The sequence below is a fragment of the Paenibacillus sp. FSL P4-0338 genome, from assembly GCF_038002365.1.
Taxonomy (GTDB): domain Bacteria; phylum Bacillota; class Bacilli; order Paenibacillales; family Paenibacillaceae; genus Paenibacillus_AQ.
In genome coordinates, this window is record NZ_JBBOCG010000002.1 from 492,012 (window position 1) to 517,087 (window position 25,076).

Annotated in this window: 23 protein-coding genes and 1 riboswitch; of the genes, 14 read left to right on the plus strand and 9 right to left on the minus strand. The window is 49.3% G+C overall.

All coding sequences use genetic code 11. The annotated features are described in order from the left end of the window. Positions 1-20: 20 nt before the first annotated feature. The 3 genes from ctaG (at position 21) to MKZ07_RS26205 (ending at position 2,642) form a co-directional block, all read left to right on the plus strand. Positions 21-929 carry a cytochrome c oxidase assembly factor CtaG gene (gene ctaG / locus MKZ07_RS26195; RefSeq protein ID WP_341029774.1) on the plus strand — a complete coding sequence of 303 codons (909 nt, stop codon included), beginning with the start codon at positions 21-23 and terminating at the stop codon, positions 927-929. 36 nt (positions 930-965) lie between these two features. Continuing rightward, entirely contained in the window at positions 966-1,430 is a 465-nt protein-coding gene (locus MKZ07_RS26200; RefSeq protein ID WP_036695274.1) for a DUF420 domain-containing protein, read from the plus strand. A gap of 201 nt (positions 1,431-1,631) precedes the next feature. Next, complete coding sequence (locus MKZ07_RS26205) at positions 1,632-2,642, plus strand: phosphotransferase enzyme family protein (protein ID WP_341028531.1); 1,011 nt, start codon at positions 1,632-1,634, stop codon at positions 2,640-2,642. Positions 2,643-2,839: 197 nt separating this feature from the next. Here the strand turns inward: MKZ07_RS26205 and MKZ07_RS26210 are convergent, their stop codons facing one another. From MKZ07_RS26210 to MKZ07_RS26225, 4 genes are all read right to left on the minus strand, one after another. Next, positions 2,840-3,622 (minus strand): MBL fold metallo-hydrolase, encoded by a 783-nt coding sequence (locus MKZ07_RS26210; RefSeq protein WP_341028533.1) that lies wholly within the window; start codon positions 3,620-3,622, stop codon positions 2,840-2,842. Positions 3,623-3,735: 113 nt separating this feature from the next. After that, entirely contained in the window at positions 3,736-5,325 is a 1,590-nt protein-coding gene (locus tag MKZ07_RS26215; protein ID WP_036695278.1) for a methyl-accepting chemotaxis protein, read from the minus strand. 29 nt (positions 5,326-5,354) lie between these two features. Next, positions 5,355-7,355 carry a chemotaxis protein CheA gene (locus MKZ07_RS26220; RefSeq protein ID WP_341028535.1) on the minus strand — a complete coding sequence of 667 codons (2,001 nt, stop codon included), beginning with the start codon at positions 7,353-7,355 and terminating at the stop codon, positions 5,355-5,357. 29 nt (positions 7,356-7,384) lie between these two features. Next, complete coding sequence (locus MKZ07_RS26225; protein WP_036695280.1) at positions 7,385-7,813, minus strand: chemotaxis protein CheW; 429 nt, start codon at positions 7,811-7,813, stop codon at positions 7,385-7,387. Between the two features lie 210 nt (positions 7,814-8,023). Between MKZ07_RS26225 and MKZ07_RS26230 the strand changes: the two genes are divergently transcribed. From MKZ07_RS26230 to MKZ07_RS26270, 9 genes are all read left to right on the plus strand, one after another. Next, on the plus strand, positions 8,024-8,983 hold the full coding sequence (locus tag MKZ07_RS26230; protein WP_036695281.1) for a tyrosine-type recombinase/integrase: 960 nt from the start codon (positions 8,024-8,026) through the stop codon (positions 8,981-8,983). Between the two features lie 486 nt (positions 8,984-9,469). After that, entirely contained in the window at positions 9,470-10,198 is a 729-nt protein-coding gene (locus MKZ07_RS26235) for a hypothetical protein (RefSeq protein WP_076160053.1), read from the plus strand. Between the two features lie 52 nt (positions 10,199-10,250). Then, a complete protein-coding gene (locus MKZ07_RS26240) occupies positions 10,251-10,661 on the plus strand; it encodes a GntR family transcriptional regulator (RefSeq protein ID WP_036695296.1) in 411 nt (136 codons plus the stop codon). Beyond that, positions 10,661-11,590, plus strand: a complete 930-nt coding sequence (locus MKZ07_RS26245) for an ATP-binding cassette domain-containing protein (RefSeq protein WP_036695283.1) — start codon at positions 10,661-10,663, stop codon at positions 11,588-11,590. Before MKZ07_RS26240 ends, MKZ07_RS26245 begins: the two co-directional genes overlap by 1 nt. 2 nt (positions 11,591-11,592) lie before the next feature. Then, positions 11,593-12,495, plus strand: coding sequence for an ABC transporter ATP-binding protein (locus MKZ07_RS26250; protein ID WP_036695284.1), 903 nt, complete (start codon positions 11,593-11,595; stop codon positions 12,493-12,495). Continuing rightward, positions 12,488-13,777, plus strand: coding sequence for an ABC transporter permease (locus MKZ07_RS26255; RefSeq protein ID WP_036695285.1), 1,290 nt, complete (start codon positions 12,488-12,490; stop codon positions 13,775-13,777). Before MKZ07_RS26250 ends, MKZ07_RS26255 begins: the two co-directional genes overlap by 8 nt. Positions 13,778-13,817: 40 nt before the next feature. Further along, complete coding sequence (locus MKZ07_RS26260; RefSeq protein ID WP_036695286.1) at positions 13,818-14,018, plus strand: hypothetical protein; 201 nt, start codon at positions 13,818-13,820, stop codon at positions 14,016-14,018. Positions 14,019-14,621: 603 nt separating this feature from the next. Further along, on the plus strand, positions 14,622-16,406 hold the full coding sequence (locus MKZ07_RS26265; RefSeq protein ID WP_036695287.1) for an ABC transporter ATP-binding protein: 1,785 nt from the start codon (positions 14,622-14,624) through the stop codon (positions 16,404-16,406). Continuing rightward, positions 16,396-18,144: an ABC transporter ATP-binding protein gene (locus tag MKZ07_RS26270; RefSeq protein ID WP_036695288.1), complete on the plus strand. Its 1,749-nt coding sequence runs from the start codon at positions 16,396-16,398 to the stop codon at positions 18,142-18,144. The genes MKZ07_RS26265 and MKZ07_RS26270 overlap by 11 nt, the downstream gene beginning before the upstream one ends. 457 nt (positions 18,145-18,601) lie before the next feature. On the opposite strand, the gene MKZ07_RS26275 is transcribed toward MKZ07_RS26270, so the two are convergent. Continuing rightward, on the minus strand, positions 18,602-19,486 hold the full coding sequence (locus MKZ07_RS26275) for an AraC family transcriptional regulator (RefSeq protein ID WP_036700247.1): 885 nt from the start codon (positions 19,484-19,486) through the stop codon (positions 18,602-18,604). 148 nt (positions 19,487-19,634) lie between these two features. Between MKZ07_RS26275 and MKZ07_RS26280 the strand changes: the two genes are divergently transcribed. Further along, positions 19,635-21,293 (plus strand): family 43 glycosylhydrolase, encoded by a 1,659-nt coding sequence (locus MKZ07_RS26280; RefSeq protein ID WP_076160065.1) that lies wholly within the window; start codon positions 19,635-19,637, stop codon positions 21,291-21,293. A gap of 18 nt (positions 21,294-21,311) precedes the next feature. Continuing rightward, positions 21,312-21,509: a hypothetical protein gene (locus MKZ07_RS26285; RefSeq protein ID WP_143804369.1), complete on the plus strand. Its 198-nt coding sequence runs from the start codon at positions 21,312-21,314 to the stop codon at positions 21,507-21,509. 519 nt (positions 21,510-22,028) lie between these two features. Here MKZ07_RS26285 and MKZ07_RS26290 read toward each other — a convergent pair. From MKZ07_RS26290 to ytxJ, 4 genes are all read right to left on the minus strand, one after another. Beyond that, entirely contained in the window at positions 22,029-22,484 is a 456-nt protein-coding gene (locus MKZ07_RS26290; RefSeq protein WP_341028540.1) for a hypothetical protein, read from the minus strand. A 134-nt stretch (positions 22,485-22,618) separates the two neighbouring features. Continuing rightward, a riboswitch (cyclic di-AMP (ydaO/yuaA leader) is annotated at positions 22,619-22,788 on the minus strand. 205 nt (positions 22,789-22,993) lie between these two features. Beyond that, positions 22,994-24,325, minus strand: coding sequence for a WD40 repeat domain-containing protein (locus tag MKZ07_RS26295; RefSeq protein ID WP_341028541.1), 1,332 nt, complete (start codon positions 24,323-24,325; stop codon positions 22,994-22,996). Positions 24,326-24,431: 106 nt separating this feature from the next. Beyond that, the gene (locus tag MKZ07_RS26300) at positions 24,432-24,674 is read right to left on the minus strand and encodes a glutaredoxin family protein (protein WP_341028542.1); all 243 of its coding nucleotides are present in this window, start codon (positions 24,672-24,674) and stop codon (positions 24,432-24,434) included. After that, positions 24,671-24,997, minus strand: coding sequence for a bacillithiol system redox-active protein YtxJ (gene ytxJ / locus MKZ07_RS26305; protein ID WP_036700214.1), 327 nt, complete (start codon positions 24,995-24,997; stop codon positions 24,671-24,673). The genes MKZ07_RS26300 and ytxJ overlap by 4 nt, the downstream gene beginning before the upstream one ends. Positions 24,998-25,076 lie beyond the last annotated feature (79 nt).

The following is a 25,076-nucleotide window of genomic DNA, read 5'->3' on the forward strand; positions in this document are numbered from 1 at the left end:
CCGGGGAGGTCTTGAGGATGATACCGGGATTGCAATATTTCAGCTTTACGGAACTATGGAGTCCGCTGTTTCTGGCCCTGATGCTCCTCCTGACTGCCGGATATTTTGTGCTGATCGGTCCGCTGGCCTCCCGTTTTGAGGGCAGCACTGCAGTCCCCTTCTGGCGGAGGGGGCTGTTCTTATGCGGAATACTAGCCCTCTATCTGGCGCAGGGGGGACCGGTCAGTCTGCTGGGACATATCTTATTTTCCTTCCATATGGTCAGTATGGCCTTATCCTATCTGGTGGCGGTTCCGCTGATTATGCTCGGTATTCCCGACTGGTGCTGGCGCGCTCTGCTGCGGGTGAATCCGCTGAAGGGACTGGCTTTTCTTGCTAAGCCGTTGGTGGCGGCCCTGCTCTTCAATGGCCTGTTCTCGCTCTACCATATCCCCGCCATCCATGATTATGTCATGCTGCATTTCACCGTTCACCGTCTGTATTATGGCGTCCTGTTCCTGACCTCGGCGCTGATGTGGTGGAATCTGATCAACCCCTTGCCGGAATACCGGGCGCTTAGCGGTCTGGGGCAGGTGGGCTTCATCTTTCTGAACATGGTGCTGCTGACACCGGCCTGCGGGCTGATAATCTTTGCGGGCTCCCCCCTCTATGCTACATATAGCGACCCGGGCACCTGGGCGAAGGCGATGGGCTACTGTGTTCCGCAGAGTCCGGCTGCATTACTGCAGGCTTTTGGCGGTCCCGGCTTCTTCGGATCTCTCTCTCCCAAGGTAGATCAGCAGGTCGGCGGCATCGTGATGAAGTTCATTCAGGAATTTATTTTCGCCTCGATGCTTGCTTATGTGTTCTATCATTGGTATAAAAAAGAGAACGGACAAGAGGACACAGATGTGTCCGCGTCACCCTCTGCACTGGCGGAGGAGGTCTGAACTATAATGAGCTGGTAAGTACCGAGGGGGATATTCATGGATATTTTCACATTGTTTCCTACGATCAGCACATCGTTCATCGTCATAAGCGCGGTGCTGGTGGCAATCGGCTGGAGACAGATCATTCAAGGCAAACGCGAAGCGCACAAGAAGACGATGATTGCGGCTGCAGTGGCAGCGATTCTGTTCTTCCTGGTGTACTCGTCAAGAACGGTGTTCGTAGGCAATACCTCCTGGGGCGGCCCGGATGAGCTGACGACGATCTACCATGTCTTCCTGATCTTCCACATCGTGCTGGCTACCGTCGCTGCCGTATTCGGCATCACCACGCTGACGCTCGGCTTCAAGGCCAAGTATGCCAAGCACCGCAAGTGGGGCAGAGTGACCGCTGTCATCTGGTTCATCACTGCCATCACCGGAGTTGCCGTCTATGTACTGCTGTATATCTTCTATCCGGGCGGCCATACCAAGCCAGTCTGGGAAATCATCCTGGGCGCGTAATCCGAAGGGAAGAGATGCCTTGAAATAGGGGAGAAGCCTGTCCATCTGCCGCTGCTGCGGGGGAGGGGCGGGCTTTTTTTGGGTTAGGGGCTTGGAGTGGGCGAAATGTAATCGAAAAACCGATTACAATGCGCGTGGGATTGCACTCGCCAAATGTTAAGAATAACAATGCAGTTTAATTTCAATCATTAAGGAGAAAACATGGACCCACACATCAAACGAATGTTTCTGGACGAACATGCTGCTGAAGGTGCTAGGCGCTTTGGGATTAGCCCCAAGGATCTGACCTTCATTGGAGGCTTTCAAAACTTCATATATTCTTATATCCTCGGTGAGTCCCAATATATTCTTCGCTTTACTCCGGGGACACTTCGTACCTCCGAGGGAGTTGCAGCCGAAATCGAATGGATTCGTTACCTAGCGGAGAAAGGGGTGTCAGTTTCAGCTCCGGTTCGATCGGTGAATGGAAAGGACGTTGAGCGTATTCATGGGAATACGATGGATTTTTACGCAGCAGCGTTCAATTATGCACCCGGCAAGAAGATTGGATATCCGGAATGCCTGGGGAACCCGATGCTATATGAGCAATGTGGCCGTATTACAGGCCGGCTTCATGAACTGACTAAGCGGTACAAACCGGTATCCAGAAGGCATACCTGGGAGACTAATGAATACCTTATGCGGGCGAAAGATTATTTACCGGCACAGCTTGGGCCCATTATACATGCCCTTGATGGACTAAAAGCAGAGTTGGCCAGTCTGCCTGTCACCTCAGATGATTTTGGTTTAATTCATGGGGATATCAACGTAGGCAATTTCTCAGTGGATGAGTCAGGGCGGATCACGCTTTTTGATTTCGATGAGTGTCAGTACAGCTGGTATGCCGAGGATATTGCTATCCAGCTCTATTATTTACTATATGTATTTGGGGAAGATTCGAGGTCTGAACGTAAGGCGCAATACGAGCTTTTTATCCGGCATTTCGAGCTAGGCTACACGGAGGATGGCCGGCAGCTCCCCGATGGCTGGAAGAGTCAACTGGATTTGTTTCTTAAACTGCGTGAAATTATCGTAGTCGTCGGCATGCACCGGAGTTGGGATATAACACAGGCTGACGATTGGACCCGTGGGTTCTTGCAGGAGAGTACAGTGCGTATTACCAAGGGGATTTCGTTAATCGATGGGTTCGGCGAAGAGGGGCAAGGATCATAGTTGGAAAAAGCACACTTAATTCCAGCGATGCGGATATTTGCAGGTAAGCAATTGGAAAAAGTCCACCTAATTCCCCGGAAATCATCGAATTGGACGGAATCGAAGAAATTAAGTGTCGTTTTTCCAACTGTTGTCCGTGAATGGGGCGGTGCCGTCAAAATAGATGGACAAAATCCACTTAACGCCACCGGCTGCGTTCAGAACTGTACACTAAAACCATTGAATCGGTGGATTCCTGTTCCAAAATGATCAAGCCCTTGCTCTTGCAGATATAGAGCCGCACACTTTGCTTCTTGAAGAATCTCAGGTTCAAGTCCAAGAGTATAATGTGAGCCGTATACTTTGCGGACGCCGCTAATCTCTGAAATGCGTATCAGGGAGCGCGTCAGTTCAGCGGGATTCGTGGAAGGGTAGAAGGCGTAGACTGGCATGGTGTCATAGAGCAGATCGCCACTGAAGAGAAACCCGCGCTGATTATCAAAGAAGCATAGATGGCCTGGTGAATGCCCGGGCGTATGATATACCGTGATGATCCGTCCGCCGCCCAGGTCAACCGTATCTCCGTCATGGAGCAATCCTGCCGGTTCCCCTTGAAAAGGTGTGTAGGTAGAGGGAGTGAATCCCGCAGGTGTCTGGCGTGTGATATCCCGGCCGATATTCCGCCTAATCTGCTCCAGAGACAAGCCTTGGATACCATGGATCAGCCAGTGCTGATCACCTTCATGCACCAGAATCCGCCCGAATTCTCCATGGCTGCCTATATGATCACTATGAACATGACTAGTAAGGACATCTATGGGCAGCCTGGTCAGCTGGCTGGTGATGCTGCGGATATTCCCTATGCCAAGCCCTGTGTCGATCAGTGCAGCCCGGTCTGCTCCGAGTAACAGGAAGGAATGTACCTGTTCCCAATGACCGTATTCGCTGATGGCGAAGGTTGAATTATCGATTGCTGTAACCGTGAACCAAGAATCATCCATTACACATTCCTCCAATAATTAAAGATACTGTATACCCGTCTGATCCTGCAAGATAAACAAAAAAACCTGCAAGCTCCGAAAGAGAGCTTGCAGGCACCTGAATGAACCAAGAGCTACAACCGGAACGAAGACACCGTACTCTGCAGCTCCTCGGCCAGGCTGGCCAGGGACTGGGCGGAAGAGGCGGTTTCTTCGCTGCTGGCGGCGGACTGCTGGGTGGTGGCGGAGATGCTCTCCACGGCAGCGAGGACGTTGGTGGACTGGGCGGCTTGTTCTTCGCTGGCGGCGGCGATTTCTGATATTTTCTGGCCGGCGCTGTTGACCATCGTCACGATCTGATGAAAAGAAACGCCGGTCTTCTGCGACAGCTCCGCACTCTCCTGTACAGCGCTCACGCTGTAGCGTGTATTCACCTGCATTCCCTTGATGATGCTGGTAATCTGCTTGGTGGCCTCGCCGCTGCGCTCAGCCAGCTTGCGCACCTCGTCGGCCACAACCGCGAAGCCGCGGCCCTGCTCGCCTGCTCTGGCTGCTTCAATGGCGGCATTCAGAGCGAGCAGGTTGGTCTGATCTGCAATATCCTCGATGACATCGATAATCTCACCGACCTTCTGCGAGTCCTCCTCAAGCTTAGCCATCTGCCCGCTGACAGCCTGCATGCTCTCCATCGACTCCTGAATGATGCTGTTCCCGTTCTCGGCAATGGTTACCGTCTCATCGGAAATCATCGAGGCCTGCTCGGTATTCTGGGCTACAGAGTGGATTGCACTGGACAGCTCTTTGAATAACTCGCTAATGGTCCCGGCATCATCCGCTGTAGTCGTGCTGCCGCTTGCCACCTCTTGCGTACTGGCGGAGATCTCCTCGGCGGCGGCGGACAGGCTTTGGGAATGCAGCAGGATGGAGCCCACTGTCTTGCGGAGGCTAGCGACCATCTCGTTCACCTTGGCAGCCAGAATGCCGATTTCATCTCTGGTATCGATATCGGATTGGCTGCGCAGGTCGCCGTCAGCCACCTTCGAGAGAACCTTGACAACCTTCGCCAGCGGATTAGAAATAATGCGGGAGATGATATACCCTAACAGGATGCACAGAATAACCGCGCCGATAATAATGCCGAGGGTAATGTTGCGTGAAGAGCTATAGAGTACGGCTCCAGCCTGCCGGGCCTGATCCGCTTCCCTGGTATTGGTGAGAATCAGATCGTTCAGGATCTGCTTCAAGGTATCGCCCTGACTATTAAGCGTGCTGCTGCGCAGCATCTCCAGCAGCTTCTCGTCCTGTCCGCTCAGCGCGAGGCTGACCAGGGAATCGTAGGTAAGCAAATATTCATTCCAGGCAGCTTCAAAAGGGGCAATGGTCTGAACCGATTCCGGGCTCAGCTTGGTTTTGCGGAAGGCGGCGATGCTATCGAGCACGTTCTGCTTCTCTCTTTTATAATCTTCTACCCTCTGCTGGCGTTCCTGAGGGGTCTGCTTAATGTACAGATCCCTGACGATGCCGCGCATGACGGAGAAGCTGTTCTGCGAGCTCTGCAGGGAGGAGACGGGAACCAGATTGTTCACATACATATCATCCAGACTCTTATTGATAGAGCCGAGATTGCTCAGTCCGTAGAGACCCACGAAGGAAAGAATAACAGCGACGATCAGGAAGGACGAGATTAATTTCACGCTTGTTTTTAGATTATAGAACCATTTCATACCTGTTTCCCCCAATAAACATGATTTTGTTAAGCGAAAACTCCCGTAGTGAAAAATAAGCTGGCTATGTCTATGATCAGTGCGATATTTCCATTTCCCAGGATGGTAGCTCCTGATATATTCTCAGTCTTGCCCATGTAGGAGCCGAGCGATTTGATTACGATATCCTGATTGCCGATAAGTGTATCTACGGCCAATGCCAGCCGTTTCTCGCCCCGCCCCACGATGATCAGCGGAATGGATGCTGCGCTGCCGCCCGCGCCTGCGGGGAGCCGCAGGACATCCTGCAGCCAGACCACCGGTACGAGCTGGCCCCGTGCGGTAATGACATTCTGCCCCCGGACAGAGCTGATCTCCTCTGGAGTGACGCGGACAATCTCGGCCACGCTGCTCATGGGAATCACGAAGGTCGCTCCTCCGGCATGAACGAGCAGACCCCGGATGATGGCGAGTGTTAAGGGCAGGCGAATCCGGAAGCGGGTGCCTCTTCCCCGGGTGGTCTCAATATCGATCATGCCGTTAATCCGTTCAATGTCATTACGGACGATATCCATCCCGACTCCGCGGCCGGAAATATCACTGATTTGCTGAGCTGTGGAGAAGCCGGGCCGGAAAATAAGCCGCAGCGCTTCATCCTCAGTCATCCCGCCGGCCTCTTCTGCCGTAATGATACCCTTCCGCAGAGCAGACTCTGCAATCAGGGCGGAATCGATCCCGGCTCCGTCGTCCTCGATGACCAGGATGACCTGGTTGTCCTCGTGGGAGGCGGCGACGCGGACGGTTCCGGTCTCGCTTTTGCCGGACTTGTGGCGGATTTCAGGGGTCTCTATGCCGTGATCGACAGCATTGCGCAGCAGATGGATCAGCGGGTCGCCAAGCTCCTCAATGAGCGTCCGGTCCAGCTCCGTCTCCTTGCCTTCAAGGACCAGCTCAACCTGCTTGTCCAGGGAGCCGGACAAGTCCCGGACCATGCGGGGGAGGCGGCTCAGCAGCTGCTCTATCGGCAGCATCCGCACCTTAATCATGCTCTCCTGCAGCTCGCCTGTAATCATAGCCAGATGGTCAGCAAGCTGGCCGAGCTCCTCTGTCAGATCATTGGTTCCGTATTGCTGGTGGAATCTGCGGTTCAGCAGATGGAACCGGGTCTGGTCGATGACCAGCTCACCCGCCAGGTTCATCAGCTTCTCCAGACGCTCCACCTGGACGCGGATGGTTTGCGGCTTGGTTTTGTCAGCGGCAGACGGCGGGGATTCGGGTGCTTCCGGGAGCTCCCGGCTTCCAGTCTCTAGATGGGGCGGTCTCATGTATTCACCGGGACGCGGAGAATCGTTAAGCACTTCTTCTATGTAGATACGATCAACATCCATAATGGATAAGACCTCCTGATGGAGCTCCCCGATATCAATCTTGGGCGACAGCAACCAGGAGGCCTCGTCGATCCGGCTGTCGTGGTCCTCTATCTCCTCCAGCTCCGGCTTCATGCGCAGGACCGCAGCGATACTCCGCAGCTTGGCATCGATCAGGTGAAGACGGGGCAGCTTCATCTCACAGCCGGGAGAGAGCCACACATGCACCCAGAACAACTGGAGGGGCATCTCGGCCTGGCTTGTCTGCACAGCGGGGGCCTTATCCTCTGGCTCCCGCTGCCCTTCCGCTGCGAATGTACTCAGCCGCTGAACCAGACCGGATACATCTGTGGTCTCCTGATCCGTAGCCGCGATTTCGCTCTGTAGCGCGCGCATTCCATCCAGCGCTTCGAAGAACAGGCGGATCAGCTCCGGCGTGACCCTCCGTTCCCCGCCCCGCATCTGATGCAGCAGATGCTCCAGATGATGCGTGACTTCCTTCAGCCCGTTGTAGCCCATAGAGGCTGAGGAGCCTTTAAGGGTATGGGCCGCCCGGAAGAACTGCTGGATTCCGACTTCCGTCTCCCCGGCCTGCTCCAGCCTGAGCACCTCATCCTCGATCAACTGCAGCTGGTCCTCCAGCTCCTCCAGAAAAATCCCTCGGTATTCCGATAAATCAACCATAGTTCGCCTTCTCTCCGTGTAGCCTTTGTTTAGTCGCGCAGCAGGATCTCATCCAGCCTCAGAATGCCGACCAGCCCGGAAGAAGAGAAGCCTACTCCATTGAAGAAGGAACCGCTGATTCCGGCGATGCTGCCATTTGCGGGCTGAATATCGCTGAAGGTCGTCACTTTATTCACGTTGTCGACAATGACGCCGAGAGACTCCTCCTGGTGATGAACCACCAGAATGCGTGTATGCTTGGTATGGGCCACTTCCTCCATCTGGAGCAGCACTCTAAGGCTGAGCACTGGCACAATTTTACCCCTGAGGTTGATAATGCCCTTAACATAATGACGGCTGCTGGGGATCTCCGTTATTTCCTGCATTCTTATAATTTCATGGACATCTGAGATCGGGATCGCATAATGCTCGTGATCTACCCCGAATTCAACATATTGTTTCTGCAAAACGGTCTCCATAGTTACCCTCCGGCTTCTCATATTACTTGGCTGGCCCGCAGCTGCTACTCTGTCTCCGTCTCCCTCCTGAGTTCTTCGCATTACCTTCTGCTGATCTTGCATGTTCCGGTCTTTAGCCATCCCTGTGTGATAATGGGACAAAATACCACAAAAATGTCGTACAATATCTCTTATGCGACATGTCTAATCCTGAGGAGTGATGAAAAAAGAATGAGTCAGACCGAATTTAGCCGTACGGCGCTCAGCTTGGTGTACCCGGAAGAGGGCTATCTAAGCGATGATCAGATTGTTCAGATGTTTATGGCTACCTGCTGTACGAATGTTAATACAGGTCGGAATTATAAGCGCGCGATTGCTGATTTCCGCAGATTTATTGCAGGCACCTCCTTACGGGCAGTTAGCTGGAGGGAGATTGAGGCGTATAAGATTTTCCTGACGCAGGGGGGCTACAGCTATCAGAGGCAGCTGGCACCGGCAAGCATAGCGGCATTCCTTGCGCCGTTGAAGTCTTTTTATAAATGGGGAAGTGATCAGCATATCGGGATCTTTGCAGTGAATCCGACCTCCTCGGTGCGCATCCCCAAAATAACCGTGACCAGCCGCAAGAACTTCCTGACCAAACGGGAGGTGGGAGAATTACTGGATGTATTGGAGAAGCAAGGACTGCGCAACTATCTGATCGGGCTGACGCTGGTAGTACTGGGTCTGCGGGTATCGGAGCTGACGGCGATGAAGTGGGGGGACTTCCATAATGATCTGCTGGAGACCTCGGTCTGGCTGACCGTGGAGAACGGCAAGGGGAGCAAGCTCAGAGAAATCAAGGTTCCGCCGACCCTCTGGCAGCTGTACTCCAAGTTGTCTGAGACCCTGCCAAGGAAGGAAGAGGTCACCCCGGAGCAGAGGATGTTTCCGTTATCTTCACGGCAGGTGGAACGGATTATTAAGAACGCCGGAGCTGCCAGTACGATTGAGAAAAAACTGACGCCGCACTGGCTGCGCCATACGAATGCCACACTGGCCTTGCTCCAGGGAGCGTCACTTCAGCAGGTTCAGGAATCGCTGGGGCATTCCCACATCAATACCACCCAGCGGTATCTCCATACCGTTCAACAGATTCAAAAGGCTGCCCCGGATTTTGTAGAGGACAGCCTGCGCACGTTCATTCAATAGATTAGATTCGACAAAAATTGCAGAGACACGAATTGAACATCGTTGTGGAAATAGAGGGGTTGGTCCGGCGAAGTTTCTATACAGAAGTTAGGAAATGACCTATAATAAACGCATTGCTGTTTGATTATGCGTAAGTATGCATAGTTTCTCTTGCTTCGCTCCAAAAAAGTCGCATAAGAGATATTGTACGACAAAAAACGTCAAAGTATACATAATGACTTAGCTTCATGTGGTATTTGCATTCAAATCCGGGACTTGTGCCGTAAATCCTGCGTATGCTCCTATAAATAAAGTCCAACCAACCCCGCCCATGTGCGGGGTTTTTTTGTGAATAAAAATAGCCGAGGTTTTCTATTGACAGTGAAAAGCACAGGTCATATACTGTGTATATAGATATATACAGTAAGCACACATAGATACACACTGAAGTTAAGCAGATCTGGCGGCTTCTGCCGCTCAAAGAAGAATAAAGCGAGGTTAAAGGTTATGACGACGTTAAAGCAAGCATGGGTCATCGTACGCAGCGAATTCCACGGTGACCGCTGGAAGCTGCTGTGGGCACTGCTGTTCTCGCTCCTGATCATGGGATATTTTGCTGCGCTGTCAGGAATGGTCATCGACGATACGTTAACAGGACATGACAAGCAGCTGCTCAGCGATGTTCTGATGGTTACGATGATGCTTATGCTCACGATCACCTTTTCCCGGCGGAACATGAAGTATATCTCGGAGGATACCTATACCCGGATGCTGGGGTATATGCGGGCGTTGCCGGTGCCTGTAGCTGCTGTTCTCTGTAAAAGAAAGCTGGATACCCTGTTCGCCGTTGTCATGAACGGCACGCTGTACTTCAGCCTGATCTATCTGTTCAGCCCTGGAATACGCGCGGAATTGCCGCCTGCTTCGTATCTGGCTTTTGCCTTTACCTGGATCGCTTACAGTCTAATTGTCGCAGGCATTTACATTATCATCGAGTTCTCGGTCAGCGGCGTCATGTACTTCTGGATCATCTCATCCGTTATGCTGCTGGCGGTGGGCGTGTCAGGATTAGTCTACCTGACGGGAGGCAATATTCTGCTCGCTACGGTCGCTGCCTCCAGGTCATGGGGGCTGGGCTCTCCGCTGATGTGGGGTGCACTTGCAGCGGGTGTTCTATCCATGCAGCTATTCTGCAAGTGGACGATTTACCGGCTGAAGAGCCGTGATCTCGTATGAGACGGGGCAAGGCGTTCATCCGGGGGCCGGGCCTGGAAGGCAGGTGTAAATGATGTGGATACCTATACAAATTAATGAGAACAGCGCAGAGCCGCTGTATCATCAGATTGAGACGCAGCTCAGATCGCTGATTATCTCAGGTGCGATTACAGAAGGGACGCTGCTCCCTTCCATCCGCGAATTCGCGGGTGACCTGAAGTGCAGTGTCATTACGGTCCGCCGCGTCTATCAGGATCTCGAGAACGAAGGCTTGCTGCGGACCCGGCAGGGGACGGGCACCTTCGTATCCCATATCGGGACCGGAGCCATGGAGGACTATAAGCAGGAGACCATCCGCAAGGCGCTGGAGAGCGCCGTGGAGGCGGGACTGTCCGTCCAATGCAGCGAAGAGGAACTGACCAGGCTGTTCACAGAGATTGTGAAGAGCAAATACGGGAAGCAGGCAGAAAGAGGGGGAAGCTGATGGGGCAGCAAGCTATAGAACTGCGGGATGTTTGCAAGAAGCGGCGGAACAAAACCATCGGGCCGATGAATCTCCGGCTGCCGCAAGGATATATTACAGCGCTGGTGGGCCAGAACGGCGCGGGCAAAAGCACGCTGCTGAATATGCTCCTGCAGCTGATTTTGCCGGATGAAGGGGAGATCCGCTGGTATGAAGAGGCTTACCGCGGTGTACTGCCGATGGAGCTCCGCCAGACCATCTCTTACGTGCCGGAGATGCCCCAGCCAGAGGAGAACTTCTGGACACCCGGTGAGGCGGCGGCTTTCCGCAGCCACTGGTATCCTTCCTGGGACCAGAGCTATTTCGAGGAGCTGATCCAGAGGTTTGAAGTGCCAGAGAATGCCAGACTGGGTAAAATGTCTAAGGGTGAGCGCCGCAAGTTCGAGCTTGCGGCGGCCCTTGCGGCGAAGCCCCTGCTGCTGCTGCTGGATGAGCCTTCTTCGGGCCTGGACCCTTTTGCCTGGAAGACTATGATTGATACGCTGCAGAACTACATGGAGGAGCACGAGGCGACGATTGTCATCTCGACCCATATTGTGGATGAGGTGCGGCGGCTGGCCGATTACATCGTGCTGATGCATCAGGGGCAGCTGCTGGGAATGGCCGAGAAGGACAGTCTATTCGGCTCTTGGGCTGAGCTGTGGGTTCAAATTGAAGACGAGCAGGACCTGCAGGCACTCGCAGCCGAGCTGCCACAAGCGCTGGAGCTGAAGCTCGAGACGCCGGGTGTGGCTTCCTTTTTAACCCAACAAATTTATCTGTATGAGAAACGCATCCACGATTTGGGCGTAAAGGTACTCAAGAGCCGCAGCCTGGAGCTGGATGAAATCCTAAGCTTATGGACCCGGGGACATCGTCCGGTTCTGATCGACCAGAAGAGAGGGGAATAAGAATGGAAGCATTGCAGTTGAAGCAGGTAGTGAAGCAGTACGGTGAGAAGACAGCCGTCAACGGAATCAGTCTAAAGGTGGAGCAAGGCGAGATTTACGGTCTGCTGGGTGCCAACGGCGCCGGCAAAACAACGACTATGCGCATGGTGCTCGGCCTGATCTATCCCGACGAAGGGAGCATCCTGTATAACGGCAAGCCGTATAGTAAGGAGCTTCAGCATCTGATGGGCTATCTGCCGGAAGAACGGGGACTGTATCCGAAGGTCAAAGTAAGCGATCAGATTATCTATCTGGCGCAGCTGCGCGGGATGTCCGCCAGTGAAGCGGATAAGAGCCTGAAGTACTGGCTGGAGCGCTTCGATGTTCCGGAATATTACAATAAGAAGATTGAAGAGCTGTCCAAGGGTAATCAGCAGAAGATGGGCTTCGTCGCCGCTGTGGTCCATAAGCCGAAGATTCTGATCCTGGATGAAGCCTTCAGCGGCCTCGATCCGGTCAATGTGGAGCTGCTCAAGGATACAGTCAGAGAGATGCGGGATCTGGGAACGAGTATTCTGTTCTCCACGCACCGCATGGAGCATGTTGAGGAATTATGCCGCAATATCACGATTCTTGACCGTTCGAACACCGTAGTTCAGGGAGATATCCGCGAGATCAAGAAGGGGTATCCGCGGGAAGAGGTTGTACTGCGCACCGCCGGGGAAGTGAACGGACTTACCGAGATTGCCGGAGTTACCGGAGTGCAGCGGCAAGAGCGCGGGTATGTGTTATCCATCAATGACCTGGGAGCGTCGCAGCGCATATTGCAGCTGGCTGTGGCTCAAGGCGAGGTCGAGCATTTCGAGATTAAGGAACCGACGCTAAACCAAATCTTTATCAGAGCGGTGGGTGAATCCAATGAATAAAATGGCAACCATTATCGGCTTCACATTCAAGAACAAGGTAAGAACGAAATCCTTCATGATTACGACCCTGATTCTGGTGCTTCTGCTTAGCATTGGGATGAATATTCCTTATCTAATCAAAGTGTTCAAGGGAGAAGACGGTGCCAAGGACGCGACACAGATCGGAATAGTTGCCACGCAGGGCTTCCGGCCCGCCGAGCTGCTGCTCGCTTATACTCCGCCGGCTGAAGCAGACGATAAAGTCGTATTTACCGCTTATCCTTCCGCTGAGGATGCTGCGCTGAAGCAGGGGTTGGAGGATGAGAAGATTGAGGGGTATCTTACCTTTGCCGACAAGGGCAGTGTAGGGGTGCCACCGGTTACGTATCACAGCAAAGACGGAGACATCAGCAGCCAGCTGAGAACGAATCTGCAAGCGGCTCTACAGCAGGTGAATACCGGGCTGATTGTCGGCGACAAGCTGACCGAGAGCCAGGTGGCGGCAATCTTCGCTCCAGTCTCCATCGGTACAGAGCAGCTCAGTTCCAGCGGAGCAGTGGATGGCTCAGATCAGGATCAAGCGAAGCCTGTTATCAATTATGTAGTAGTCTATGTTCTGCTGATGCTGTTCTTCATGTCAGTCATGATGACCGGGAATATGATCTCAGCCGAGATTACCTCGGAGAAAAGCTCGCGCATTATGGAGATTCTCATCACCAGCGCCTCGCCTTTAACCCAAATGTTCGGCAAGGTGATCGGAATCTTCCTTGTCGGACTGATGCAGATCGCGATTATCTCGGCTGCCATCGCCGTCAACCTGATGCTGCCGCACAATTCGAGTATCCTGAGTGATTTCAATATGGATCTGGGCCAGCTGAATGCCGGAATTCTCGTCTATGGATTCATCCTGTATATCCTGGGCTACTTCCTGTACGCCCTGATGTATGCCGCTGTCGGTTCAATTGTCAGCCGGACAGAGGATCTGGGACAGGCCGTGATGCCGGTCATGATGCTGGGCTTCGTCAGCTTCTATCTGCCGCTGTTCAGTATCTCGAACCCGGACACTCTGCTGGTTAAGGTCGCGAGCTTCGTGCCATTCACCTCTTCGCTCAGCCTGCTGCTGCGCATCGGGGTCGGACATGTGGCCTTCTGGGAGATCATGGTCTCGCTGGCGATCCTGCTGGCTACAACCTTCCTCTTCGGCTGGCTCGCCGCCAAGATCTACCGCACCGGCGTCCTGATGTACGGCAAGCGCCCTAGCATCAAGGAGATCAGAAAAGCGATGAAGGCTTATAAAATCTAAGATTGTATACAAAATAAAAACCTGCTAAGGAGTGTCTAACATGATTAAAAAACAATTCAAAAACCAACAGGTATCGACGCTGTTCCTGGCCTCACTTGCAGCCATTGCTGCCAGCCAAGTGATTCAGCCTAGCGCAAGCAACGTGATGGATTTCTCGCAAGGATTGCTGTTAGGCATGGGCCTTGTAGGGATGATGATGACGATTGTGACCCTGGGTAAATCTAAGAAACGTAGCGAATAAGACGAAGTTGCAGCTAATACCAAGCTCATCCGTGATTACGGGTGGGCTTTTTTTGAAATACAAGAAATTATATGTTTCACACGATGACTTATCCTTCTATTTCTCGCTGAAACGGTACTGTCCCTTAAAAGGACGGCAAAGCCGTTTCCACTTGTGATTGTACTGGAGTTGGGACTTCCGTGATGATTCTAGAATGTATGCGAATCCATACAAGCGGTCGGTGAGAGGGAATTCTCAGAATTGGCGAGAGATAGGGGAGTGCTGCATGGTGCTGGAGGACGTGTTTGTGCCGGGAGCCGGGAAATATGATAAGGTATCAATTAGAGGCGGAAATTCCAATGAAGCACCAAATTTTACATAGTCATCATAGCTGAAGTGATTCAGCAAAGTCCCGATTTAAGTGTGGACCTGATTAACCTTATTTATAGCTCTGAGTTCAAGGGCATTGAACCCGAGCTCAACCCAGGCATGGAAATTGTCGCAGCACTGAAGGGGAATTGAATAACCTAGTAGGCTTAAATGAAGCCACGACAGCCCGGTTAACATAGTAACTAATATTAATCAAAGGACTGATGTCATATTGCATACATAGATACGTTAAATGTGAAGTACAAAAACACTCTGTATATCATCGGGAAAGCATGGTTTTTTGATAAAAAATATATCTTAATGACACTTTGTTTAACGGTTTTTGTCAGCATTCAACCATTTTTAGCGGTATTCATGCCTAAGTTAATCATTGACGAATTAACGGGACAAAACCGCTCTAATATGCTCATTATGTTAATTGTTTGTAGCACAGGTGCTTTGATTGTTGTGAATTTCGCGATAAATTTTATCGAACAGAGAAATAACTGTCTGAAAATTGTGTATGGATTTTTACGCAAATATACCAACGTTAACCTAACAACAGATTATGCTAATATTGAAAACGCTGAATTTTTGAACAAATCCAATACCGCAAGAATGACAATTTATAGTGTGGTAAATAGTTTTTTGCCGCAAATATCTTCACTGATGAGCAATATATTCATTGTATTGGGTTATGCGGCCATTATTATGACGCTTCACCCCTTACTCTTTATCTTTAATGTTGTAATGGCGTTTGTACTAGCGAAATTTACTAATCACGCCAAAAGCTTTCATTACCACAAGCAGGATGCCATTTCAGAGCAGGAGCGGCAGAAAGATGTAATAAGCGGCATTATGAAGGATTTTAGCTACGGTAAAGATATACGCTTGTTCAACTACGGACCGTTTTTAATTAATAAATATAATATAGCAAAGTGTAAGCGTTTTCTTTTGGCCAAAGAGATATCTAAGAAATATTTTTTTGTTCAAAGCGTAGAGTTATTATTCTCTTTTTTTGGCGAAGTTGTTTCGTATACATATTTGGCCTACCTGATATGGCATAACCAAATTTCCATTGGTGATTTTATCATGTATTCGGCATCTATTGCTGTATTCTATCACGCTATTAAAAATAGTATGAGCAGCTTGGTGGATATTAATGATAATACCTTGCGTATTAGCGATTTACGTGAGTTTTTGTATTATGAACAAGAGGAGGACTCTGCCCTTCCCGCAGATCAGCATCTATCGCCGCCCTATTCGATTGAATTCAGGAATGTATCATTTAAGTATGAGGGTGCGGATAACTTTGTGATGAAGGATTTTTGCTTGACAATTGAGCAAGAGCAGCGGCTCGCTATTGTGGGCGTGAACGGTGCTGGAAAGACGACAATAGTTAAATTACTATGTCGTTTATATAAGCCGTCTGAGGGTGAAATCCTGCTGAATGGAATAAACATTCAATCCTTCCCTAAGCAGCAGTATCTCGCTCTTATCTCCACTGTTTTTCAAGAAATTGTGCTCTTTGCCTATTCCATTGCCGAGAATATTTCACTCCAAGAACGCGGGGAAATGAATATCGAATTAGTCAATGAATGTCTAAGAAAGGTTGGGCTGGCAGAGAAGATAAGTTCATTTAAGCAGGGGATTCATACGAGTTTGTACAAGATTTTAGACGAAAATGGTATCGAGTTATCCGGTGGTGAAAGCCAACGGGTTTCTCTAGCGCGTGCTCTATATAAAAACGGAGGTATTATTATTCTCGATGAGCCCACTTCCGCTTTAGATCCATTGGCAGAATATGAATTGTATAAAAACTTCAATGAAATCGTAGAAAATAAAACAGTGTTGTATATTTCACACCGGCTATCTAGCACTCGTTTTTGCGATAAAATTGCCTACATTGAAAATGGTACGGTTGTTGAATATGGCGATCATAATCAATTAATGAAGTTTGATGGTAAGTATGCACAAATGTTTAAGGTCCAAAGCCAGTACTATCAATCTGCTGGAGAGGAATACTCCGATGAAGCATGATATCCGAACATTTATTTCTTACATCCAGCTTATAAAAGGCTTATCCAAGAACTACTTTATACTTGTGATTCTATCAGCACTTGTTCAAACTGCGCAGCCCTTTGTTAATATAATCATGCTGCGTTTTATAATCGATGAATTAACCGTCTACAAAGTTGCTAGTCAGTTGATCATGTACATTTCTATAATGGTTATTGGGAATTTAGTCATTGGCTTGCTTGATAGGCTAATGGCAAGAAGTTTGGAATTGAAAAATCATCTGCTTATGGCGGATATCGAGCTTCAGCTGGGCAAAAAGATTATGGATGTTCATTTTAAATATTTAGAGGATGCGAAGGTACTCAACTTGCGGGAGCAAGTGATGTTTTTTATCAACAATAAGATGACTATTGTAGGATTACTTAATCGTTTTATACAGAGTGTTGTTGGGCTTATCGGGTTTTTAATCATAGTAGTAACAATGAATGTTTATATCCTTCTCTTAGTGGTTGCAGTAGTGATTTTTAATTCATATATATACAAAAAAATGAAGAACAGAGAGTTTGAACATGAGCAAAATCAAGTATTGTTTAATCGGAAATGGTCGTATTATATAGGGCTGGCCATTAACTTCTTTACTGCAAAAGATATTCGTCTTTATAACATATCGCCTTTTATTATGAATAAAACTAAGAAATATCATGAAGATGCGATTACAGCCAACGATAAAATAACCCATTACAAAGGTAAGAGCTACGGGATATCTTCACTTGCTATTCAAATACAGAATGCAGCTATTGTTGCTTATGCGGCCTACCGTGTTTTTAAACAAAATATAACGATTGGTCAATTTACGATGTATATTTCATCTGCCAATTTACTTTCTAATCATCTGACAGAGCTGACCAGGTCTGTCATTGAATTCAGGCAAATGTGTAAGCACATCGACAACTTCATTACTTTTAACCGGGTTCCAGAACCTGATAAAGACGGTAATCGTATCTTCCCCAATGATTTAAAGCTGGAATTTAAAAATGTATCGTTTTCCTATAACGATGATTCATCATTAGTACTTAAGAACGTGTCAATTATCCTTCAAATGGGCGAGAAGCTGGCAATTGTAGGCCCTAATGGTGCTGGAAAAACAACCTTCATTAAATTACTATGCAGACTTTATAAACCACAGGCAGGCGAAATTTTATTAGGTGGAAAAAATATTCAGACATACGATTATGAGGAGTATATGAAGCTTCTCTCTGTCGTCTTTCAAGATTATAAGCTACTTCCATTCTCGATTAGAGAAAACCTAGATAACGAAAGTCAAAGGTCGGAAGATGGTATGGAAGAGGTACTGAAGCAAGTCGGTCTATTCGAAAAAATTCAGGAAATACCTAAACGCTTAAACACATCCATATACAAGACACTGGACAGCAGTGGAATTGAACTTTCCGGTGGACAATATCAGAAGCTGGTAATTGCGCGGAATATTCTAAAGGATGCTCCGATTTTAATACTTGATGAGCCCACATCCTCACTAGATCCTTATGCTGAAGCAGAAATATATCAACACTTTAATGTTTTGGCTAAGGGGAGAACGACGATCTACATTTCCCACAGAATGTCTTCTTGTACCTTTTGTGATAAGGTGGCGGTTTTTGATCAAGGCGAGATCGTAGAGTATGGCACACACCAAGAGCTGCTAAATAAAAAGAAGGTCTATGCTGGCATGTGGCATGCACAAGCAACTTATTATAATTAATATCAAGGGAGGAAGCAAAATGATCATCTCACCATGTTTAGAGTTTTCAGGAAATTGCCGCGAGGTTATTGATTTTTAACAAATAACTTATGATGATGATAGTTAAGGGGGAGTACTGGTTATTAAACTACGGTCTCAATAGTATACTCATAGCAGCAGAAAGATTAGAATTCACAATTTCTCAGATCAATTGCGAATTAATTTCAGAAGCCTATTGGAATATTACCAAACCATTTAAGGCCCCTATTATTCTTGAAGAAAGAAATATTTTGTTAGTATCTGAATTGAAAAATAATGATGTCATTTTACAATCGGAATATGAATATTTTAAGAATGGTTTTATTGAATCAAAGAATAGCATTGAAATATATCGAAATAAGCTTATGAAAAAAATAATAGCAAATAACCTAAAAGTAACAAAACACCCATCCGTCCATAAAGGCAGGTGGGTGTTTGCTTATACACCATTTTTTTTACGAAAGTCAGAAGGGTTAACTCCTGTCCATCTTTTGAATTGTCTGCTGAAGTGGGAGAGGTTCTTGTAGCCTAAACGATTTGAAATCTCATTTAAAGATATCCTGGGCTGCTGGAGTAATATTTTGGCTTCCTGTAGCTTTAAGTCAGATAGATAGGTGCGGGGCGACATTTTATATATTTTTTGAAATACCTCTAATCCATAGTTAGGGCTGATCCCTAGCGAAGCAATGATGGGCTGGATGCGAATGGTGTAGTCTGAATTTCCCTGGGTGCAATTTTTCTTAAAAGCACTCTTGATGGCTTCGGCAATTTCTTTGGCGTATTTCGCAGTGGTCATGGACTGGTTAGCACGTATCTCCGTCAGGACCGGCTGGATATCTACCAGCACCTCCAATAACTCGAACAAGACCATTTGTGCTTTTAGCTTCGCTTTGGTGAACGACAACTCAGGCTCATGCAGAATATCGATCCATTTTTGAAGGCATTGTTTCAACTGGTCATGATACACATTGGAGGGCGTATAGACCCAATCACAGTTTTTCATGATTTGCATCCGCAAGGAGGGCTCGTCTATATCGAAATGAGCACAAAAATAGGTCATCGATGTAGCGGAAATACACTTATTCGTATGCTCGAACCCAGGCGGAATCAGCAGAATATCATCACGGTTCACAATGAATTGTTCATGATCCATTCTTGTCTCCTGAGCCCCATCCAGCACAATTAGAATCTCAAAGGCATGGTGGGATTCTGTAGTCATGCTCCAATCGGCAGGAACAGTCTGTGTATGTGCGCCAAAAAAGCGTATATTCCAATCAATGCGCGGCAGCAGCAGCGTCTGTGCACCTGTGTGATACCTATTCATATGTTCCAATTTGCAGCACCTGCCTTTGATTTGGGTAAATCTAGCCGTAATCATCCCATCGCTTAAGTACGTTAGTAGTTATTATAATATACATAGGCAATAGAAAAAGGGTAAATAATATGGCTAAACAGCGAAGGGAAGCAAATAAATGACGAAGATTAATAATCCAATAATCCCTGGAATGGCACCAGATCCCTCTATTATTAGAGTGGATGATGTGTATTATATTGCGACATCCACGTTTCATTGGAATCCCGGCATTCAAATTTTCAAGTCAACCGATTTAGCGAACTGGGAGCTGACGGCCTTTGCCCTGAATAAAGGTGAAGTGAATCTAAGAGGCACTAATACTCCAGCCGGGATCTGGGCACCGCATCTATCCTATGATTCTTCTACGAACCGGTACTGGTTAGCCTATTCGCATATGTTGAACATGGCAGGCCGTGAATTTAACTCGGATTCCTATGCCATGTGGGCAGAAGATATCCATGGACCCTGGTCGGAGCCAATCTATCTGACATCCATCGGTTTCGATCCGGCGCTGTTTCATGATGAAGACGGCAAACACTATGTGTCCATTCTTGAATGGGAGACCCGTGAAGGGTATCAGGCGCCTGGACATATTGTGATCGCTGAATTTGATTTGAATGAGGGAAAGATCGCTGGACAATGGCACCGGGTGACGCAAGGATTCACCAGCCGCGGCTGTGCTGAAGCACCGCAGATCTATAAATATAGAGATATGTACTATCTACTATTAGCTGCTGGCGGAACGGGATATGCTCATGGTGTTGAGCTGGGACGTGCGGAGAATATTTTTGGCCCCTATGAACCGCATCCGTCGGGAGAGCCCATTATCACCTCCTCGCCGCGCCATCTATTCTCACTGGGTAATCCAGATGCCGGGCATTTTGAGATGTATAATCCAGGCTCAATCATGCAAAAAGCAGGTCACGGCTCATTAGTTCAAACCCAAACAGGCGAATGGTACATTGCCCATCTAATGTCACGGCCTGTGGAAGGAACGCTTTTAAACCCATTAGGCCGTGAAACCTCGATCCAAAAAATGCATTGGACAGTAGACGGCTGGCTGGAAATGAAGGATGGATCGAATGTAGCCAAAATGGAAGTTGAGGGGTTAACAGGTGTTGAATTAGAGGGGGACAGGCTCTCTCATGATGTATTCGATGATTTTAACCAGGAGCACTATGATATTCATTTTCTGACTCCATACCGGGACCAGCAAGCGGCATGGGTGAATACGGTTGAACGTCCGGGCTACTTGCGCATTCATGGAGAGAATTCTTTCTTCTCGCAGATTAATCCGGCGATGTTGGCTACGCGTGCAACCTCCCTTCATTATGAAGTTCAAACCAAGGTGGAATTTCATCCCGATCATTATTCGGAAACGGCGGGGATGGGGCTATACTATGATTCGAATAATTGGCTGTATGTTCACTTGACCCACTCCGAATCAGAGGGCACCGTTCTATCTGTGCTGCAGGCCAAGCTGGGGGAACGTATTGAATTGGTCCACAATTACATTCCAGTCCCTGAAGACACAGCGGAGCTCAAGCTGATCTATCATTCAGGCATCGCGAGTATCCTTTACCGCTTCGGGGATAACGGAGATTGGCAAGCTTTTGCAGAGAATATCGATGCTCTCTATCTGTCGGATGAAGGCGTGAACGGGGAGCCGGGGGAGATTGGCGGATTTACAGGCTTGTTCAATTTCATCGGCTCCGTGGATGCCCACCAGCATGACTCCTACGCTGATTTTGAGTACTATAGAGTTAAGAATTACTAACAGGAGTGGTGAATGGTTGTGAAGAAAAGTAGACAAACCCCCGTGCTGGTCGCGGTCTCTATCCTGCTCATTATTGTCAGCAGCCTGATCCCCTCGGCTCAGTCGGCTTGGCTGGGGGCGTTACAGACTCTTATGCTGGGAGCCGGATTGCTCGGCTGCTGTATGGCTTTTTGGCGGTTTGCCAAGGGCGGTAAGGGTGGTAAGGGCAAGAGCTGAGTTCTATGTACTGAACGGTTGGCGAAGACAGGATCGATGCATCGGATGGTTGAGCTATGTAAGGTGAGCCAAGCACTGTATGGATGCTGGTGCTGAGAATCAAGGACTAAGTCGCGGCGGATGCTGCGGCTTTTTTTGATAGAATCTATATGTTTTGGGATCCCCGCAAAGTACCTGAGTCATTTATCGAAGCTAAAGCCCCACTTTGAGGGGGCATTTTGTTTTGTAGGGGGACCCAGAGGCCCTTATTTTGTGAAAAAGACCGATTCTCTCCCCTTTGCGGACAGAGAGGACGTTAAAGGGCTGTGTGGAGAGGGAAATGAGGCGGAATAGGTTAATTAAGCGCCTCTCAGTCCGCATGGCCTTCGGAATGGTCCCATTTGCCGAAATAGGGGATCTGTAGTCCGCATGGCTCACCATCCATCACCTTCTTCGACATCCGTACCCTAATCCCGCCACATCCAACTCGTTCCGCGGCTCTCATTCCTATAGCCCGCGTATCCCGCGTTATACCCAGTCTCATCCCGCCGAAGGACGATGGACCGCAGGCAAGGCAGAATGGGCGGCTGCCATCTGTTCGCGTATTCCTCTAAGCCGGGCCTTCAGCTCGGGGATGCTGCAATCCAGGATCTGGCTGATGTCGGGCAGGGGGAGCTGGATGCCGTACCATAAGGCACTGGCAACGTGATCGTCCCAATTAAGCAGGGTAGCAGCGCAGCGGCTATGATCCCGGGCGAGCACAGCACATTGGCGGATGCACTCTCTGTAGGCAGCCGCAGCAGCGCTGTCCCCTGAGAGGCTGCTCTTCAGCCATAGTGGATGGAGTGCCACGAAGGTGGCGGTGGTTGCTTGCTCGGCGCGGGCGCCTTTTTCCAGCAGAAGGCAGCTTAGCGCATAGACGGGACTGCTATATTGCCGGGTGTAGTGGTTGAATCCGGCAGCAGCAGCTGCCGTGGGCGATAAGGGGTCAGGCATGTGGTCACGTTCCTTTCTGAATCTATACTGTGCAATTCATTCCAGCGCGCAAAAAACCGCAGGCAGAGGAGGACCTCTGCCTGCGGTTGTGGATAACAGGCGTAAGACGCCTGGCACAAAAGCGTGGCGGATCAGGGCTCTCTCCTTACGCTTACGAGGTTAGCTGTCGGATTCGGACGGTGAGAGTCGCCCTACCTGCCGGAGACCTGCGCGTGGCATTCTCCTTCGGATTCACCCCAAGTCGGCCTGACGGCCGGATGGTTCCCCCGTTTTCCACATGACGGAAATTCAGCGTGCATGCATTGCTTGTTTTCATGAATGCATTCATTTGCTTTCAACACGAATCATACTCTTTTCGGAGGGGGTTTGTAAAAATGGAAAAGAGTGCTATTCGCCTTTTTTTCAGCAAATGGCTGAATGGCTGTGCATAGGGAAGCTAAAACACCTATATGTAGCAGATTATCTGCCATTTATCTCGCTCAAGCGCTGTTTTTTATTTTTGGCAGAGATCACCACCACAGCGGAACCTTCTGATTCTTCCAGGCAATGATCCGCTTCACCTCACGAACGGTTCCTGTTGTAATCTCATAGTCGCTGCGCTGCGCTGCATGAAGGTCCAGGAAGTGCAGCATCCCTCCATAAGTCCCAACAGCCAGCAGCGTCTCATCCGGATTGATAGCTAACCCTGAAATAGTGCTTCCGGCATAATAACGCCACAGCTCCCGCCCCTCTGCATCAATGAGCCTTAAGTAGCCATAAGCGTCGCCAATGACAACACCCTCTTTCAGCGCTGCCGCTGCATACACCCGGGCTTCCTCGTTAACAAGCGGATATTCCTGGTCTGCCGGGAGTTTTCCTGCTACCACATCTTCAAGGGGAACGGCAAGGGTAACGCCATTATAGAAGTGGCAGGCATTGAACCATACGCTATGCTGGTCCTTCGTAAATATAGTATAGTGCGGGTAACTGGATTCCGGATTGAATAAGTGAACCTGCCCTGAAGTTATGTCATATAAAAGATGATCACTGCCCTGGCTGCCATAGGAAATCCATCTTCCATCCGGAGAGACGGCACCATGCGGCATGTCAATTTCAATGTGCTCTATCTCATCTGCTTTATATTCTTCGAGATCAGGATGCAGCAGATTCACCTCCCAGGGCTTCTCCTCCGATTGCTGGACCAGGAAAATTCCCTGGCTCATAACAAGCAATAACGCCCCGCCCCCGTTAAAAGGAATGACCTGCTCCAAGGGTAACGCCTGGTCCAGGCTGTCTATGTCCAAGACGGGAAAGTCCGGGTCCAGCGCTTGAATCGTTCCATTCAGCTCACGCCATGAGAGGGTTGCTACAACTGTGCCCTGAAGTGTGCTGTTCATGGATTGCATAATGGTAATCCCCTGAGTTCCGGCGAGCGCATAGAACTGATTATCAGGTGATGCCCCAACCAGGCTAAACTCGCCGAATACGGAAATAACATCCTTATGTACAACCACAACTGCATTCTTCTCCCAGGGGGTACCGGTGCTGAATACCACAGCATCATCACTGATGAAATGGATACCGCGAATCGCCTGCATCTCCTTCTGAAAGTGGCCGGAGAGCGGCCACGTTGCCGCCGGCAATTGCGCCCGCAGCTCAGCCATCTCACCGTGCTCATTAGCTCCTCGAATCATCTTATAGATTTTGGCGGCGAGGGTCCCGCGTGTATCCTCTGCGGGTTCATTTCCCGCTTTGTCCCAGCCTTCAGTCAGTCCTTTATGTACGAATTGGTTAACGTCGCTCGCATAACGCTGCCCTTCTTCACGCCATTTGGCAGCCTGCTCATTTTGTAGCCAGTTCAATTGATCAGTCCTCCTGTTCCAGATATATATAAATATACATATTTTACATCAATGAATCGCAAAAAAAGGTGCTGCTCCTGTTGAGAGAACAGCACCTTTGTGTATATTACAGAACAGCAGCATCCATAAGCTCTTGAAGCCCAGGAAGATTGAAGCCCTTGACTGCCCGGTCCCCGGATACAGTGACTGGAATGCCCATGAAGCCCAGCTTCTCCACTTCCTCCTGATAGACCGAGCTTGTCATCACATCCCGCACCTCGAAGGGAATGCCTTTGCTCTCCAGCAACTGCTTGACCTGATTGCATTCGCTGCAGCCGGAGGTCGAATAGACAATTACGTTCGCGCTCATTGCTCCACTGCTTCCTTTATCGCTTTTTGGGTAATCTTCCAGTGTGAGGTATTCCAGCGGACTTCGCTGTCCTCCAGCAGGAAGATTTGCGGGGATTCATGCTTGATTCCGAAATCCTCAGCAATCTGATTGGAGACAGGACGGTCTTCGATCACATGGACAACGGCTGCAGGAGTATCTGAATGCTGTGCATAGGCCTGGAATTCTTCGTTGGCCTTGGCGCTGATCGGACAGGTGGTGCTGTGCTTGAAGAGCAGTTTTTTGCCAGGCTGCCCGATATATTGCTCTAGTTCTTCCTTAGTGTGAATTTGTTGAATAGACATCGGAGGATCACCTTCCTGGGTAAGAGTTAATGAAACCTGTTGTCAACAATTGTGTTGTTAACAACTATTAATCATGATT